Consider the following 14,656-nt stretch of genomic DNA (forward strand, 5'->3'; position numbering starts at 1 on the left):
TTCATTCATGTGGTTTATTTCCTTCCCAACGATGAAACCAGACTGAACCGATGATGGTCACGATGATAAAGCCTAGAAGGGCATAGGCCATCCCTTCCCACAATGATAGCGAATAGGAATTGAACAACTGCGCCCCCAATGCTTGCTTTACTTCGGGCATCATCAAAATCGGAAATTGTGAGAGGCGAACACCCCAAGCCCAAGGAACATAGCTCCATATATGATCGCCTAAGGACGTTGCGCCAATAAGGGCGGAAATGAGAAATCCGCCGCTCCCGATGGCAATCGATGCTCCCATTCCAAAGGCAAGGCTGATGAACAGATGCAAGGAAAAAAGGATCAGTGAGCCCACGATCGAGAGCATGGCTCCTTGCAAAAATAAGTGATCATGAATGGGCGCGACGTTGAGTACGTATTTCATTCCAAAGAGCATAACCATCGTCGCCAGCAAGATATCCGCGCATGCGATGAAGATGAGCAGCGTGAGTTTGCCAACATACCATTTGATTTTGGATACAGGGCCGGCCAAGATGTTCATGAAATTTCCTGCTTTTTCTTCTTGATAGGACATCAGTCCGGTAAGCAAGGAGATGATGATCGGCAAGGAAACGGTCATCACTTCGAAAAAACCTTGGTAGATTTTCACCTGCCAAAACACGGAATGTCGGTAGTGCGAAAAATACCATACCATAAAGAGCGGATACAGGATTGGTATGATGATGACCATGATCCGAACTGCTGTGCGTTTCGTTTTGATCCATTCGGATGACAGAAGGCGAAGAAACGACATGTCAATGCACTTCCTTTCGCGAAAACCAAACGGCGGTCAGAAAAGATAGCAACAGAAACATGACAAGGGCAGTCGTTAGGCCTATTGGAATGACAGAAGGATCCAATAGCGAATTCCCTTTTTCCAAAGGAACGCCGTTCGGATGAACCCCGACGATCGGGCACATCATCCTCATTCCCCAGCTCCATGGAATGAACAGCCAGTAAGGCTGTGCAGCCATGACGACCCCTAAGGCGAGGCCGATGACACTGACAAGGATCGAGGCTGCCATCCCGAACCGCTCGGCGATAAATAATCCGATCGGGATATAGGATAAAGAACTCATCCAAATGACCAAGCTGGCAAACACCGCGACAGTAGCGGATGAGAGGCTGTTGGGCAAAAACCATTTCAATAAAACAAGCAGGACGATCAGCTCGATAGTGGAGAGCAACATATAATAGGCGATGACGGCGATTTTGCTCCACCATAGACGCACAATGCTAATGTCGAGACAACGCAGCGCTTTATCGTTTCCGGACTTTTTCTCCCTTGACACTGAAAGGGAAGCAGTCAAGGCCGTTCCAATGGGAACAAAAATCAACGGCCACCAATTAAATACCGTGTATTCAAAATAATGGCGCGTTGAATTCATGGTTGGCATGGTGATCATGGCATACAGGACAAAGAAAAGCGGAGCGATGAATATAAGTTTTTTGGCAAACGTTCGCTTGTATTTTAAGTGTTCTGACTGGAACATATTGAGCATGACTCCCATCCTCCTTCATTGCTTGTTCACAACATCGATGAAGAGTTTTTCGAGATCTTGACTCTCGTCTATTTTCCCCTCGTACCTGAGTTTTCCGTTTTGAATAATGCCAATGTAATCGGCTAATTGTTTGACTTCGGACAAAATATGGCTCGATAGGATGACGGTGATCCCGTTTTCGGCAAACGATTTAATGAGTGTTCGCAAGTCCTGGATGCCTAATGGGTCCAAGCCATTTGTCGGTTCGTCGAGAATGAGCAGTTTTGGATGGTTTAAAAGAGCTTTGGCAATTCCTAGCCTTTGCTTCATGCCAAGGGAAAATTGAGATGCTTTCTTTTTCCCCGTATTTTCTAAGCCGACGATGTTCAAAACTTCTTGGATTCGCGAGTCGGGCAAATGAAGCAATTTGGCGTGAACGAGTAAATTCTCATAGGCTGTTAAATTGCCGTAAAGAGCCGGGGATTCGATCAGTGCGCCGATATCTTTCAGGACTTTTCTGCTCCAAGGATGGCCGTTGATGACGATTTCCCCTTTTGTGGGACGCAACAGCCCTGTCAGCATTTTTAAAAGAGTGGATTTTCCCGCTCCATTTGGCCCGAGCAATCCATAAATGGTATGTTTCTTGACTTTTATGGATACATCATCCACCGCGAGTTGTTTCCCAAACGCTTTGCTTATATGACGGGTTTCTAACATATACTCTTCCATGTTCATTCTCCTTTCATAATGGGAACATGCTAGGCGGTTCTTGACTGGCATAAGCGCAAGAATAGGACTGTTAGATCCGTGCTGTTCTCATATTAATGACTCAATCTAATGTTTTTATAAGAAAAGAATGGCTCTTCACCAAAAGTTGTACTTGATTTTTTCTGAACATACTCTATTTACGCTTGTGAGGGAAAATCAACAAATCAGTGATTTTTGCACATCTTTGGGCAGGAAACCGTATTGCTTGTCAAGTACATGTTGTGGTGAAGAGCCAAAAGAACACATGGATGATGTTTTTTACCAGACTTGTCACAATCTTGGACAAGTCTTTTTATTTTTCAGGAAGGAATTTCATTGAATTTGTCCAATATTATTTGTAAATATTTGTTCAAGGTGCGATAGGATGAGTGAAAAAGAAAAAAATAGCGAAACAAATGAAAGAAATCGTGGAACAATTGGTGTCGGAACCACAACTGAAAGCGCACATGCTCGTGGCAATCGAGCAACATATGAAAGGGAGCGATTTGTTGTTTGGGCGGTTGGCTTATTTGCATTATGACTTGTTTTCGATACAAGGAGATCACTCAACATATATCGCAGCGGCTATTGAATTGATCGTGATTGCTGGGGATTTATTTGATGATATAGTCGATCAAGATCGTTTCGAGGATACAGCTATTCCTCTTCATATTGCGATCGGGTTCTTGCTGCTTGGTCAGCAAGCGATTGCGAATGTACCGATTTCTAGTAATAAAAAATTAAAGGCACTGTCATATGTTACGTCTTGCTTGTTGCAAAGTGTACACGGACAACAGCTTGATGTGGGGTGTGACGTACAAACAGAGGCAGATTATTTAAAAATGGTAGAGAAAAAATCAGGCTCTCTTGTTGCGATGGCTTGTGTCATCGGAGCATTATTAGCAGGAAAAGAGGACATCGCAGCGATTGAAACATATGCTCGCTACATCGGCATTGCAGCACAAATCGACAATGATCTTGATGCGCTATACAACTGGGATAAAAAAGCGGATATTCAAGCAAAGAAAAAGTCGCTTCCGATTTTGTATATGCTAGAAAGCAAACAAAATAACTTGTGGAAGCAGTATTTCAACAACGATATAGACTACGATCGGATGTATGTCCAAAAAGAAAAAGCACTTCAGCAAATGGAACAGGAAGGAGCGTTTTATTATGCTAAAGTGATAAGCCAGATTTACAAGGAAAAGGCTTTGCAAGAAATCGAGAAACTGGATGTAGACGATAGGTACAAATCCGTACTGAAAACAATGATTTTGTAATGTTGGAGGGAGATCTGCGATGCAAGAAATCATTCGCTTTTTAGTAGAACATCCAGAAGTCATCGAAAAATTACAAAATGGTACGGTGAGCTTGATCGGTTTAAGTGAGTTAGAGGTAAAAGCGGTTGTAAAGGTATTTAGTGAATCGACGGAGCCGCTTGGATATTGGAAGTAGGTAAAGATGAATCGAACAGTCATTGCGATGATTGTTGCTTTGATTGCAGCGCTATATTTAACCATTTTAAATGTTAGGCATCCATTGATTGGTATGGATGTAATAGAAAACAAGAATGGTGATATTATTGTTAACGATATTTACGAGTTTGGTTGGGCAAAAAAACATGGTATTCATATTAATGATCAAGTGCTGAAAGTGGATGGAAAGCCTCCGCTCTCCCATTTTACTGTCCGGGAATACAAAACAATTGAACAAGCGAAAACAATAACGATTCAGAGAGAAAATCAAATCCAAACATTGAAGGTTGACTATAAATCGCATGGAACGGAACAATGGCTGTATTATATTGCCTTACCGGCGGGTTTTTTTCTATTCGCTATTAGTTTAAGCATTTTTTTGCTTCGTCTGCGGCCGAATGACAAATCGGCAACCGTGCTTATTTGCTTTTTATTATTGATAGGGATTTGTTATATAAGTGCCAGCTTATCAGCGAAATATGCACCGTTTGGACGGCAAATGTTTAACGGTATATTTTTAATATTGCCTGCTGTCTTTTTGCATTTCGTTTATCATTATTTTGAAAAAGAAAAGAAAGTGTGGTTTGCGAAAAAAATTGTCTTTTCCCTTTATGGGTTTAACTTTTTGATGTTTGTTGTCTCACTCGAGTCTTTATCGTTTCGTTCGATAAGTGAAGCGGAAGTGCTATTGACGACATTTTTTATCAACATGGTCATCATTCTCGCTTTGTTAGGAAAAGGATTCGTTTATTTTAAAAAAGATGAACAGCGACATACGGTTAAAGGGGTGTTTTTCGCAATTGGGTTATCTGCCGCACCATTTGTTTTATTTTATGATCTCCCCGTTCTAATCATTGGAAAATGGGTACTACCAGCTGAATTAACCGTTACTTCGTTTTTTGTGTTGCCTTCCGTCTTTCTTTATTTGATTTGTACGGATCGGCTATTTCGATTGCAGTTTTCCATCAATCACTTTGTATACTATGCTCTTTTATCATTATTTCCGGCTTTTCTTGTTACATTGCTTTATGCCAAATTTGTTCATGAAGCAAGGAGATTTGCTGAACTCACTTTGTTGTTTTTACTGATTTATGTAATCAATATCCTTGTTCTCTATTCAAAAGGATATTTTGATCGAACATTAAGAACGAAGTTATATGTACAAAAAAACTTTTATCAAGAAAGTATATATCGAATCGGTGAAGCATTAAAAAAACAAAGAAATATGCAAGAAGTCATCCAATGCTTGGAAAAAGAAGTGAGGGAAGTATTAGATATAGAGAATCTGGCTTTTGTACAATTGGCGGTCCAAAATAGGCAAGCCCCTTTTCATTGCGATGAAAAAGAGTGGATGAAGTTAATCAAAAAGATGGATGGTCAACCACTTTCGATTGGAAAAATGATTGAAAATAAGCGTTTGTTTGCGGTTTTTGTAGGCTCATTCCGACAAAGTCCTTTACTATTGATAGGAAAAAAGAAACATCCCATTCCATTTCGGGCAGAACAAAAAGATTGGTTATCCACCATTGTCTATTATGCCAGCGTCACGATTGAAAATATGTTAAAAGTAGAGGATTTCATCAAAGAGTTAGACAATTTAAAGGAAAGAAGCCATTCTGTTTGGCTCACTCGTTTGATCTTTCAATGGTCGGAAAAGGAAAGAAGAAAGTTAGCCATTGACTTGCACGATACGATTCTTCAAGATTTAATTGTTTTAAAACGAAAAGTGGAGAGCTTGCGCTTTCAAAATATGCGTATGGAAGAAATGAAAAAGCAGCTAAACGACATCGAAGAAGAAATCGTAGATATGATTGATGTAACAAGAGAAACGTGCCATGAATTAAGACCGCCGTTTTTGGAACAAGTCGGATTAAGAGAAGCATTAGCCGAATTAATCAGAAGATTTCATTTGCGTTCAAATATCAAAGTGGAGTGGAATATTCATGTATCAACCAAATTAGATGAAGAACGAGAACTTGCAATATATCGGATGATCCAAGAATTATTAAACAATGCGCTGAAACATTCGCAGGCATCGTATATTCAACTAACATTGGAGACTCAAAATGAGGAAGTTCAACTTCATTATGTTGACAATGGTATAGGTATAGACATGAAAAAATTAAATCATTATGATGGAAAGCTTGGTTTGTTTGGCATAAAAGAGCGTGTGCAAGGCTTAGGTGGAACTTGCGAGATGACATCACAACTTGGCGAGGGGCTAGATATACGGATCACCATTCCATTATAAGCATAGGAAGGAGAGAAATGACTAGATGATTCACATTTTGGTTGTCGATGATCATCGCCTTGTTGGTGAAGGGACAAAGAATATGCTCGAGAGCGAACAAGATTTCCAAGTAGAACTTGTTACATCTGGCACAGAAGCGGAACAGATGATGGAACAACGTACATATGATGTGTTTTTGCTTGATTGGCGTATGCCGGATATGAGCGGTATCGAATTAAGCAGGCGGATTCTCCAAAAACAGCCAAATGCGAAAATTGTCATCTATACCGGATATGATATTGTTCCTTTTTTAAATTATTTCATTGAATCAGGCATTACAGGCTTTGTCAGTAAAACCGCATCAAGCGAGCAATTAGTGACGGCGATTCGCTGTGCGTTAAGAGATGAGGCGGTTATTCCTGTGCATGTACTGCGCCAGCTGCGGCTTTTCGAAGTGAAAGCTAGGATGGAAGAAGAGGAGGAACATATCGCGCTCGACATGTTTGAACAAAATATATTGATAGAGGTTGCCAACGGTTTAAGCAATAAAGAGATTGCAAGAAAGCACTGCATGAGCCAGCGGAGCCTAGAAAGACAGCTATCGCGTATTTTTTCAAAATTATGTGTATCTTCTCGGATAGAAGCGGTGGAAAAAGCAAAACAATTGGGACTCATTCCAGAGCATTATATGTTGTTAACGTCCTCATCGGATGGATGAGGGCGTTTTTGTCTAGTCCGCCAAAATTGGCGGGCGCACCGTCAAAAAATGGCGGGGTTCCGACACAAGTTGGCGGTGAAAAAATGATCGTTTTGATTTACATTTTATAGTATTAGGAATCATAAAAAATCGAACAAGGGAGGGGATTTTATGTTCAAAAAAGGTTATTTATCTATTCTTTCGCTAGTTATGGGATTCACTTTCTTCTCAACTAATACTTTTGCAGCTACTGATATCGTTGATAATGATGCTTTAAGCAGTGCCCCTGGATACTGTGAACAAAAGGGAAATTGGACCTACAAGACAGGTTCTGGATACTACAATGATTATCGGATCGTTTCGGCAACCGTTAATGGCTTTGATACTGATTATGCGTATATTTGGGGATTTTATGCACACGACAAAAATGCCGCTCATTATGTCTACTTAAACAATAAAGATTTTACAAATCCAAGAACAGCTTATCAAATAGATGAGTTTGGCGGTATTGTGTATATTAATCAAAATACAGCACCTGGTGGTTGGAATTTTCTTAAAACCCATAAAGAGTGGAATCATATGATTGTAATTAACACATCTTTAACTACCAAGTTAGGAAATGTGGGAGCAGATGCTACAAAAATTACTTATTAATTAGGGGTGAGTGCTTTGAAGAAAAAATTTTTGATTGCTGGAGTTGCTAGTGTGGTATTAGCCGTTTCATTAGTGGTATATAATGGTACAGATATTGCTGGAAGCCAAGACAACGTGGCTCAGGCAAGCGCAAATATTCAAAAAGTAAAAGTGCAAAATACAGATGAACAAAAAACTAAAATTCAAACCTTGATGTTAAATTCTATTGATCATTATAAAACAGCAAAAGGATCGTTTGAATATTTTAGTGAATCAGGTAATTTTCATATCAGTGTAGATTATCAAACAGATCTTTCTGACAGCCCCAAATCTTATGAAAAAGTTCGCGGACTGGCTAAGGAAAATAAGAATGGTATAACTACTGCAGCTGAACCAGGCTATGAAGTGAGCGTATATGATGGAGAAAATTTGATTAATTACAATAGTGGTTCTAGTGATTATCAAACGAATAGTGTTACTAAAAGCAATGTTCCTATAAAAACTATCGTAAAAGTAGGAAAAGTGAGTGAAAAGGAACGTAATTATTTAAAAAACACGACCATCCATGAACGGATTACTACAGTAGATGGAGAAAAAGCCTACATACACAGAATAGATCCGTCCTATATGGGAATAGCGAAGACTTCTTTATTTCCAGAAGATATAGCAATGGGACTTTTAGCAGATGATGCACGATGGGATATCACAGGGCAGGAAAATATAGCAGGAGTCAAGACGGTAGTAATAGAAGGTAAACTGAATAGTGAGTATTCAAAACGATATAACGCAAAAACTTTCAAATTAAATATAGAGCCAAACACTGGAATAATGATACAAATGGAAGTTTTTGATTCCTCAGGCACCATTAAAGAATCAATAAAAACAAAAAATATTGAAATTAATAAAAGTTTAGACACCGAGTTATTCACAAGTTTTTAACAATTCTGTTTCAATGAAAGCCCACATTATAAACGAAGTAATGATGTATAAAATTTGATTAAGTCTGAAATTTTGCGTGAAAAGAAACGGCAAAAAGCGGTTTGATTTTTCCAAAACGTTCATTTGCTGGCTCTTCACCACAACATGTACTTGACAAGCAATACGGTTTCCTGCCCAAAGATGTGCAAAAATCACTGATTTGTTGATTTTCCCTCACAAGCGTAAATAGAGTATGTTCAGAAAAAATCAAGTACAACTTTTGGTGAAGAGCCACATTTGGCTCTTCACCACAAAGTGTACTTGACAAAGAAAGACGATTATGATAAAGACAATCAAAATAGCATTTTTCCTTTTTATACCACACATCTCTTTGAGCAACATTGCTATCATGTTTATCTTTAAAAGTCAAGTACATCTTTTGGTGATGAACCCCTTTTTTGTTTGGTTGTCAATTTATGTTATTTATGTTAGTGAATTTGCTCATCTACAGACCATACTCAAGTTTAGTGGCTTATATCTTGGAGCTGTTCCTTGGAGAGAAAATTCTCCAAGGAACTTGTTTCAGTGAAAATACGCGTGCCTTAATGGGGCATATTCATGCCTAGAAGGCTGGTGATTGAATGAAAAATCAGCTCAACAATAGTTGTTGGAGGACACCTTTTTCAAGACGGCTTCCATCTTAGGAAGTTTTGCGTCAGGGCCACTGTGTTTGTTGGTTGCCTGAAGAGTATGGAAGAAGTCAACATCTGGTGGCCTGTCAAAACCCTTTTGGCGTCACTTTCTTTTCGACTTTGCGCAGCAGCCAGTCAAAGGCAATCGCTAAGATCGCTGCGGGGATGGCGCCGGCTAAAATCAAGTTTTTGTCGGCGATGCGCAAGCCGCGGTCGATCAAGTCGCCAAGCCCGCCAGCGCCGATGAAGGTCGCCAAGGCGGCGACGCCGATCGTCAGCACCGTTGCCGTGCGCACGCCAGCCATAATGACGGGAAGCGAGAGAGGAAGTTCAACCATCCATAAAATTTGCCGCGATGTCATCCCCATCCCCCGGCCAGCGTCCACCAGCGCCGGGTCGACGCCGAGAATGCCGGTGTACGTGTTGCGCAAAATCGGAAGCAAGGCGTACAGCGTCAACGCGATGATCGCCGGCAGTTTGCCGATGCCGAAAATCGGAAGCATAAACCCAAGCAACGCCAGGCTCGGAATCGTCTGAATGATGGCGGCCACGCCAATGATCGGCTCGGCGAGTTTGCGATGCCGCGTCAATGCGACGCCGAGCGGCACGGCGATGACGATCGCAATGCCCATGGCGATAGCGGATAAGAGCACATGCTCTTGAAAGGCGATCCAAATATCATTCTTTCGTTCGATCAACGTCTGCAACAATTCCATCGTATCCCTCCTTGGCGGAAAAAGCGGCAGCGGATGGCTGCTGCTTCGTCGTGAGAAGTTCAGATAAAAACGGTCATCCCTTTTTATTCGCAAGCAGAACGAATTCCGTTGACAAACCGCTCGAGGCCATTTTTCCTTTTCAACATGAGGCATGTTGTTCAAGCGAGGCGATTGCGGCATCGAGTTTTCCGGCTGTGATTTGCCTGCGCATGTTCCGTTGCCCGTTATGCGTGTTGCTGAAACGTCCACTCCGCGAGTGCGCGCATCATGCTCGAGCGCGTAATCCCCCCGATAAGACGGTCGCCATCGAGCACCGGAATGATGCGCACATCAGGGTCTTGGAACAGAGCGGCGACGTTCGTGACGTCCGCTTCTTTCGCCAACGTCGTCACATCGTAATCGGCGATGTCGGCGACTAACAAATGCTCTTCCCGATAGCGCTCCTCGATTTGTTTCAGCGTCACGATGCCGAGAAAGGCCTGCTTTTTATCGACCACGACCAGGCTGTCGACTTTTTTCGCTTTCATCAATCGGAATGCCTCGGCCAAACCGCGGCGCGGCGAGATCGTCGCGACGTCCGCCGACATTAAATCTTCCGCCGTCGGCACGGCCGTCTGGCGGGTCCGCAGCCGATCCTCGCCGATAAACTCGCGGACAAACGAGTTCGCCGGCCGCCGGAGCATTTGGTCGGGCGTCGCAAACTGGACGATTTCCCCGTCCTTCATCAAGGCGATCCGATCGGCGATTTTAATGGCTTCATCCATATCGTGGGTGACAAAGACGATTGTTTTTTGAATCTCTTCCTGCAGGCGGACGATGTCATCTTGCAGCTGCTCGCGGCTGATCGGGTCAAGCGCGCTGAACGGTTCATCCATCAAAATAATATCCGGTTCAGCCGCCAAGGCGCGGACGACGCCGACGCGCTGCTGCTGGCCGCCGCTGAGCTCTGACGGGTAGCGGTGCTTGAATGTGGACGGATCCAATCCGACGAGCTCAAGCAGCTCATCCACCCGCTTTTCATAGACGTGTTTTTCCCACTTTTTCAACTTCGGCACGAGCGCGATGTTTTCCGCGATCGTCATGTGCGGAAACAAGCCGATTTGCTGGATGACGTAGCCGATGTTGCGCCGCAGCTCAACCGGGTCGAGCTCGGAAATGTCTTGCCCGTCAATGTACACTTTGCCCGATGTCGGCTCGATCAAGCGGTTGATCATCCGCATCGTCGTCGTTTTTCCGCACCCGCTCGGCCCGATCAAGGCGACAAGCTCACCTTTGCGGATTTCAAGATTCATATTTTTTAAGGCGACAAAGCCGTCCTCATACTGTTTCGTCACATTCTCAAATCGAATCATCCACATTCCTCGCTTTCTAGTCGATCAGTCCTTCCGATTTCAAAAAGTCGATCGCCACCTCGCGCGGCCGTTTTCCTTCCAAGTTCACTTGGCCGTTGAGTTCCATCATCTTTTCATCGGTTAAAATATTGGCCAACTTGTTCAGCTTCTCTTCCAGACCCGGATTGGCATCGAGCACTTCCTGGCGGATGATCGGCACGGCGTGGTACGGCGGGAAGTAGTGTTTGTCATCTTTAAGCACGACCAAATCGTATTTTTTGATTCTTGCATCGGTTGTATAGGCCGTGATGACGTCAATCTCCCCATTTTTCGCCGCTTCGTATTGCAAGTCCGGATCGATTGTCACTTTTTTCTTGAATTGAAACCCGTACGTATCGACAAGCCCGTCATAGCCGTCGCTTCGCTCAAAAAACTCGGCGTCCGACCCGAAGGTGAGGGAGGACGAGTGTTTGGCCAAATCGGAGTGCGTTTTCACCCCAAGTTTCTCGGCAAGATCCTTGCGCAACGCCAAGGCGTAGGTGTTGTTAAATCCGAGTGGTTTGAGCCAAGCGATGTTGTATTTTTTCTTATATAATTTCTTCGTTTCATTGTAGATTTGTTCGGGCGTCTTTTTGGGGTCGTACGGCTGTTTTAAAATGTTCAAATACCCTGTCCCTGTGTACTCGACATACATGTCGACATCGCCATTTTCAATGGCCTGCTGCAACATAAACGCGCCGCCTAAACTGTCTTTCACTTCAACATCCAAATCCGTATGGGCTTTCACATATTCGGCCAACAAATGCGTCAAAATCACCTGCTCGGTAAACTTCTTCCCGCTAATGACGATTTTCCCTTTCGCATCACTCGTTTCGCTGCAGGCCGCTAACCCAAACACAAGCCCGACAGCGAGCAAAGATCGAATCCATTTTCGCAACACAATTCCTCCTTTTTCGGCTGTTGTCATACAAATAAAGGGGGATGAAAAAAGGCGGCAACAAGACGCGGAGGGGATGAAAAAGCGTCACAAACAAAGGATACCGCAATTTGGGTGCAACTGGCAAATTTGGTATCAGCCGATATGTTTGCCTCTCGCCTGCTCTCGCGGTGATGATGGCCCTCTCCTCCTTGATCCTAAAAAATGCTCCGGAATGCTGGCGAATCCTTCAGAATGCTCCGAATTCGAGATGTCCGAACAAGCCCGCCGTTTATCCATCAACATGCTGGCTATGCATTCCCCCGCGCCGTTGATCGAAAGGTTGGCAGGCTCCATGGCGAAGACGAACGGATCGACACGTGAACAAAAAAACGGCAGCCCACGGCTGCCGGGTGAAAAAGGAATCCGTGTGGAACGTTTTTTATGGGGAACGCATTAGGCATGAACAAGGCGATGAAGGGTGCTTTCCGTTTTGAAAACGCGGGCGTTCAAGACGTGCAGTCCCGCTTCATGTTCGGCGAGGGCAGGCAGCACTTTGTCTTCGAGGATGGATGTGATATGGGTGAGGTCGCCTTTCATATGGTGAAGGTCGTGCGCCATCGCCTCGTATTTGGCGGTCAGCACTTCTTGCCCATGGCGGAGCGCTTCAACGATCGCCTTCGTTTCATTCGTGCGCTCATCCAGCAAGTCGATTTGTTGCGCAAGCGTGGTCGTCTGCTCGTTCAGTTGGGCGACTTGATGTTCGACAGTGCCCATGCGTTCGTTGAGTTGGGCGACTTGATGTTCGATAGTGCCCATGCGTTCGTTGAGTTGGGCGACTTGATGTTCGATAGTGCCCATGCGTTCGTTGAGATGAGCAACTTGGTGCTCAAGGTTGCTTGTCCGCTCATTCAACTGAGTGAACTGCTGCTCAAGGGCGCTTGTTCGTTCGTTAAGCTGTGCGACCTGGCGTTCGAGAACGCTCGTGCGCTCATTCAGCTTGGTCATTTGAGCTTCAAGAGCACCTGTTCGTTCATTGAGCTGGGCCACTTGCCCCTCCAAGGCGCCAACCCGTTGCTCGAGCGATTCGACCGCCGCGCGCGTCGCTTTCACTTCATGCAAAATTTCCCGCAGCAACGCTTCCATTCGTTTCACCTCCTTTTCCCCTCTATTTTACAAAAAACGCGCGCCGATGGCGAGAAAAAATAGGAAAACGGTTTTTGCTAGAAAAAGAGCGGAGAGAATCGTTACAATAAACATAGGAAAAAAACCGAAGCAAAGGTGGACGGAAATGGACGCCACATGGCTCAAGCCGATTGTCGAAACAAAATATTTATCAACGGAAAACGCGCACCGCTACCGGGCGATTTTGCGCTATTTCTACATCCAGCACGAGCGGATGCGCCAATTTTTGTTTCCGGAAGAAGTGTACGCCTTTTTAAAGCAGCACGAGGAGTTTGCGGATTACACGGAAGATGACTTGCAGCAAGACCTCGACCAGCTCGTCAAATGGAACAACTTGATCGCCCGCCAAGAGACGTCCCATGTCCGGACGATTGAAGAGTTTAAGAAAAAGCGGTTTCGCTACCAATGCAGCCCGTACACGGTGGAGATCGAGCGGATGATCCGTACCCTTGAGCAGCTCGGGGATTCGTTCGGAGGGTCCCTCGAGAAAACACGGTTCGACCGTTTGTATGCATCTCTTTCCCGCATGGAGGCGATCATCGCTTCTGATTTTCAAGAACAAGCGGATGAAATGCATCAAGTATGGGAAGAGACGTTCGATTATTTTAAGAAAATCATCCAAAATTCCGCCGACTATATCGCTTATTTGCACAGTGAAAACTTGGAAGAGCGGATGACGTCCGAGTCGTTTCTCGTCTATAAAGAGCAGTTTACGGCGTACTTGCGCGATTTTATCGTCGCCTTGCAAAAAACGTCGATGCAGATTGAACAATTGCTTGAAGATCTGCCGGAAGAAGGGGTTCGGCAGTTCATCGAGCGTGTCGTCGACTATGAGCGGTCGATCCCGCGCTTTGCCGATGCGCTGCCGCCGCGCGCTGTGCAGATTGAAGAAAAATGGGAGACGTGGCGCAGCCTGTGCGAATGGTTTTTAGGCCGCAACGGGCGCGAGAGCGAGCTTTCGTTTTTGCAATACCAGACGAATGAGGCGATTCGCCGCCTGACGCGCGTCGTGCAGCGGCTTGGCGAGCGGCATCATCATTTTCGCAGCCGCAAAGGCGACTACTTGCATTTGGCCCGTTGGTTTTCCCGCCTTGAATCGATTGAAGAGGCGCACTGCCTGTCAGCGGTCGTATTCGGCTGCTTCCATACGAAACATCTCGTCGCTGACACGGAAGCAACCGACAACATATACCGCGACGTATGGGACGAGCCGCCAGCCGAGTGGGTGACGAAGCCGCGCGTCCGCCATTACGGGGAAAAGAAAAAGCCGCAGGCGATTGAAGACAAAGAACGGGAGAAAGAAGAAGCCCGCCTTCGCTATTTGGAAGAAAAAGCGCGCGAGGAAGCGGCGCTCAGACAGCTTGTGACCGACGGGAAAATCGTGCTTGCCGACCTTCCCGAGGTGACCCCATACGTACGGAAAACGCTGCTCGGCTGGATCGCCAAAGCGATGGGGCGCGAGGGGCAAGCAATGAAGACGGAAAACGGGTGGGTGGTCAAAGTGGTGAACAAAGAGGGGACGATTTGCCTTCGCGCAGAAGATGGGGAACTCGTGATGCCGAACTACGAAATTCATGTGCTTTCGGGAGGTGAGTGAGG

16 protein-coding genes are annotated in these 14,656 nt (G+C 44.7%); 8 read left to right on the forward strand and 8 right to left on the reverse strand.

From position 1 onward, the window contains the following. Position 1: 1 nt before the first annotated feature. From QWV57_RS01705 to QWV57_RS01715, 3 genes are read right to left on the reverse strand one after another with little or no spacing between them, the layout of a single operon-like run. Positions 2-790: a lantibiotic immunity ABC transporter MutG family permease subunit gene (locus QWV57_RS01705; protein ID WP_020754733.1), complete on the reverse strand. Its 789-nt coding sequence runs from the start codon at positions 788-790 to the stop codon at positions 2-4. Position 791: 1 nt separating this feature from the next. After that, the gene (locus tag QWV57_RS01710) at positions 792-1,538 is read right to left on the reverse strand and encodes a lantibiotic immunity ABC transporter MutE/EpiE family permease subunit (RefSeq protein ID WP_033005348.1); all 747 of its coding nucleotides are present in this window, start codon (positions 1,536-1,538) and stop codon (positions 792-794) included. 15 nt (positions 1,539-1,553) lie between these two features. Beyond that, complete coding sequence (locus tag QWV57_RS01715) at positions 1,554-2,246, reverse strand: lantibiotic protection ABC transporter ATP-binding protein (protein WP_013144163.1); 693 nt, start codon at positions 2,244-2,246, stop codon at positions 1,554-1,556. 434 nt (positions 2,247-2,680) lie between these two features. On the opposite strand from QWV57_RS01715, the gene QWV57_RS01720 reads away from it, so the two are divergent. The 6 genes from QWV57_RS01720 (at position 2,681) to QWV57_RS01745 (ending at position 8,238) form a co-directional block, all read left to right on the forward strand. Further along, positions 2,681-3,544: a polyprenyl synthetase family protein gene (locus QWV57_RS01720; protein WP_050483815.1), complete on the forward strand. Its 864-nt coding sequence runs from the start codon at positions 2,681-2,683 to the stop codon at positions 3,542-3,544. Positions 3,545-3,563: 19 nt separating this feature from the next. Continuing rightward, positions 3,564-3,719 carry a competence pheromone ComX gene (gene comX, locus QWV57_RS01725; protein ID WP_013144165.1) on the forward strand — a complete coding sequence of 52 codons (156 nt, stop codon included), beginning with the start codon at positions 3,564-3,566 and terminating at the stop codon, positions 3,717-3,719. Between the two features lie 6 nt (positions 3,720-3,725). Further along, complete coding sequence (locus QWV57_RS01730) at positions 3,726-5,990, forward strand: ATP-binding protein (RefSeq protein WP_301100202.1); 2,265 nt, start codon at positions 3,726-3,728, stop codon at positions 5,988-5,990. Between the two features lie 25 nt (positions 5,991-6,015). Next, positions 6,016-6,687: a response regulator transcription factor gene (locus QWV57_RS01735; RefSeq protein WP_020756631.1), complete on the forward strand. Its 672-nt coding sequence runs from the start codon at positions 6,016-6,018 to the stop codon at positions 6,685-6,687. A gap of 150 nt (positions 6,688-6,837) precedes the next feature. Further along, positions 6,838-7,320, forward strand: a complete 483-nt coding sequence (locus QWV57_RS01740) for a hypothetical protein (protein WP_020756630.1) — start codon at positions 6,838-6,840, stop codon at positions 7,318-7,320. Positions 7,321-7,326: 6 nt separating this feature from the next. Then, entirely contained in the window at positions 7,327-8,238 is a 912-nt protein-coding gene (locus tag QWV57_RS01745) for a hypothetical protein (RefSeq protein ID WP_301100203.1), read from the forward strand. Positions 8,239-8,296: 58 nt separating this feature from the next. On the opposite strand, the gene QWV57_RS01750 is transcribed toward QWV57_RS01745, so the two are convergent. From QWV57_RS01750 to QWV57_RS01765, 4 genes are all read right to left on the reverse strand, one after another. Further along, a complete protein-coding gene (locus tag QWV57_RS01750; protein ID WP_190300182.1) occupies positions 8,297-8,653 on the reverse strand; it encodes a hypothetical protein in 357 nt (118 codons plus the stop codon). Between the two features lie 342 nt (positions 8,654-8,995). Further along, positions 8,996-9,625, reverse strand: a complete 630-nt coding sequence (locus tag QWV57_RS01755; protein ID WP_033024563.1) for an ABC transporter permease — start codon at positions 9,623-9,625, stop codon at positions 8,996-8,998. Between the two features lie 224 nt (positions 9,626-9,849). Further along, positions 9,850-10,977, reverse strand: coding sequence for a betaine/proline/choline family ABC transporter ATP-binding protein (locus QWV57_RS01760; protein ID WP_301100204.1), 1,128 nt, complete (start codon positions 10,975-10,977; stop codon positions 9,850-9,852). Positions 10,978-10,993: 16 nt separating this feature from the next. After that, the gene (locus tag QWV57_RS01765) at positions 10,994-11,896 is read right to left on the reverse strand and encodes a glycine betaine ABC transporter substrate-binding protein (RefSeq protein ID WP_301100205.1); all 903 of its coding nucleotides are present in this window, start codon (positions 11,894-11,896) and stop codon (positions 10,994-10,996) included. 73 nt (positions 11,897-11,969) lie between these two features. Here QWV57_RS01765 and QWV57_RS01770 point away from each other — a divergent pair, with 73 nt between their 5' ends. Beyond that, positions 11,970-12,332 carry a hypothetical protein gene (locus QWV57_RS01770; RefSeq protein WP_128723143.1) on the forward strand — a complete coding sequence of 121 codons (363 nt, stop codon included), beginning with the start codon at positions 11,970-11,972 and terminating at the stop codon, positions 12,330-12,332. Here QWV57_RS01770 and QWV57_RS01775 read toward each other — a convergent pair. Then, the gene (locus QWV57_RS01775; protein ID WP_129446990.1) at positions 12,329-13,018 is read right to left on the reverse strand and encodes a hypothetical protein; all 690 of its coding nucleotides are present in this window, start codon (positions 13,016-13,018) and stop codon (positions 12,329-12,331) included. The two genes, QWV57_RS01770 and QWV57_RS01775, sit on opposite strands and share 4 nt — an antisense overlap. Before the next feature lie 145 nt (positions 13,019-13,163). Between QWV57_RS01775 and QWV57_RS01780 the strand changes: the two genes are divergently transcribed. Then, positions 13,164-14,654 (forward strand): TIGR02677 family protein, encoded by a 1,491-nt coding sequence (locus QWV57_RS01780; RefSeq protein WP_020755712.1) that lies wholly within the window; start codon positions 13,164-13,166, stop codon positions 14,652-14,654. The last annotated feature ends 2 nt before the right edge of the window (positions 14,655-14,656 follow it).

The sequence above is a fragment of the Geobacillus zalihae genome, from assembly GCF_030414215.1.
Taxonomy (GTDB): Bacteria; Bacillota; Bacilli; order Bacillales; family Anoxybacillaceae; genus Geobacillus; species Geobacillus zalihae.

Coding starts and splice junctions, on each gene's coding strand:
- QWV57_RS01760 (WP_301100204.1), bottom strand. CDS start 10,977: ATGATTCGATTTGAGAATGTGACGAAACAGTATGAGGACGGCTTTGTC.
- QWV57_RS01755 (WP_033024563.1), bottom strand. CDS start 9,625: ATGGAATTGTTGCAGACGTTGATCGAACGAAAGAATGATATTTGGATC.
- QWV57_RS01720 (WP_050483815.1), top strand. CDS start 2,681: ATGAAAGAAATCGTGGAACAATTGGTGTCGGAACCACAACTGAAAGCG.
- QWV57_RS01735 (WP_020756631.1), top strand. CDS start 6,016: ATGATTCACATTTTGGTTGTCGATGATCATCGCCTTGTTGGTGAAGGG.
- QWV57_RS01750 (WP_190300182.1), bottom strand. CDS start 8,653: ATGTACTTGACTTTTAAAGATAAACATGATAGCAATGTTGCTCAAAGA.
- QWV57_RS01705 (WP_020754733.1), bottom strand. CDS start 790: ATGTCGTTTCTTCGCCTTCTGTCATCCGAATGGATCAAAACGAAACGC.
- QWV57_RS01770 (WP_128723143.1), top strand. CDS start 11,970: ATGAAAAAGCGTCACAAACAAAGGATACCGCAATTTGGGTGCAACTGG.
- QWV57_RS01710 (WP_033005348.1), bottom strand. CDS start 1,538: ATGCTCAATATGTTCCAGTCAGAACACTTAAAATACAAGCGAACGTTT.
- comX (WP_013144165.1), top strand. CDS start 3,564: ATGCAAGAAATCATTCGCTTTTTAGTAGAACATCCAGAAGTCATCGAA.
- QWV57_RS01775 (WP_129446990.1), bottom strand. CDS start 13,018: ATGGAAGCGTTGCTGCGGGAAATTTTGCATGAAGTGAAAGCGACGCGC.
- QWV57_RS01715 (WP_013144163.1), bottom strand. CDS start 2,246: ATGGAAGAGTATATGTTAGAAACCCGTCATATAAGCAAAGCGTTTGGG.
- QWV57_RS01730 (WP_301100202.1), top strand. CDS start 3,726: ATGAATCGAACAGTCATTGCGATGATTGTTGCTTTGATTGCAGCGCTA.
- QWV57_RS01740 (WP_020756630.1), top strand. CDS start 6,838: ATGTTCAAAAAAGGTTATTTATCTATTCTTTCGCTAGTTATGGGATTC.
- QWV57_RS01780 (WP_020755712.1), top strand. CDS start 13,164: ATGGACGCCACATGGCTCAAGCCGATTGTCGAAACAAAATATTTATCA.